Source organism: Mycobacterium sp. NGS11, from assembly GCF_059813315.1.
Window position 1 is genome coordinate 1 of sequence record NZ_JCALEJ010000065.1, and the last position, 1,175, is coordinate 1,175.

General features: G+C 63.7%; 1 protein-coding gene. It reads right to left on the reverse strand.

All coding sequences use genetic code 11. From position 1 onward, the window contains the following. Nucleotides 1-26: 26 nt before the first annotated feature. The coding region (locus AC5Y4T_RS26105; protein WP_499956140.1) for a tyrosine-type recombinase/integrase at nucleotides 27-1,175 on the reverse strand (1,149 nt) is incomplete at its 5' end.

Consider the following 1,175-nt stretch of genomic DNA (forward strand, 5'->3'; position numbering starts at 1 on the left):
CTCGACTTTAAGCAGGGTGCTTTCATTCATGCGGGTTCCGATTGGGCAATGAGGGCGTCGAGTCTGGAGACGAGCTTGTGGTGCCGGTCTGCTTCGTCGATCCATCCCCGCTTTTCGGCGTCTGTGGCCAGGTCTTGGGCGTCGATGCGTTGGGCGGCAAGGACGGCGAGGTGGGTGGAGTCGGTGTGAAAGCTTGGGCAGTGTTCGCAGATGTTGGCATAGGGGCAGGATCCTTGCGCGGGTGCTCGCAGGCAGTAGCCGCCGGCGAGGCGGGATTTGATGGCTGGCGTGTCCTTCCATCCGGTGCCGGTGATATCGGTGATCGGCAGGTGGACTGCGGTCGCCGGGAGCGGGCCGATGTGGCTTTTCGCCAGGTCCAGGGCGCGTTCGTATTCGGTGCGCACGGTGTGGTCGAAGAGGTGGGCGTAGCGCAGGCTCATCTGGGTGGAGACGTGTCCGAGCAGTGCCATCAGCGCTTGTAGCGATACTCCGGCGTTGATCAGCGCGGTGGCGTAGGTGTGTCGCAGTTGGTGCGGTGTGATGTGCCCGAGTCCTGCTGTGTGGGCTGCCCGGTTCAGTTCTTCGCGTACTGCGTTCTGGGAGAGGCGTTTTCCATGGTGGGTGAACAGGAAGTCTGCTGGGGCTCCGGTGCGGGGATGGATCATGGGTCGCCCGGATGAGCGGGTCGTGGTGATGCGGTCCACGAGGGTGAGTACCTCGTCGTCGACGGGGATCATGCGTTCGGAGTTGAGCTTGCCGAGGGGAACTTTGAGCCAGGAACCTTGTCCGGGGATCTCGTGGATGCAGTCGAGTTCGAGGTCAAGCAGTTCGCCGATGCGCAATCCGCATGCCCGCTGCACCAGCAGTGCATCGGCGGCCAGCCGGTAGGGTGATTTCGCTAGTGCGGCAGTGAGTTTGCGGTCTGCGTCGACGGGGAGGTATCGAGGCAGGCAGCGGGGTGGCCGTGGCAGGTCGGTGCGGAAGATCAGACGCCGCGGTGGGGCGTCGTCCCATCCCCATTCGGTGATCTCGGCCAGGAAGTTGCCCACCGCGTGGATGCGTCTGATCCGGTCTGCGACGGTGATCGGCTCTCCGGTAACGCTGTTGGTGGCGGTGGTCAGCGAGGTGATGAACGGTTCGATGTGACGGCGGCGGTCCAGTTGGTCCAGTGAGGT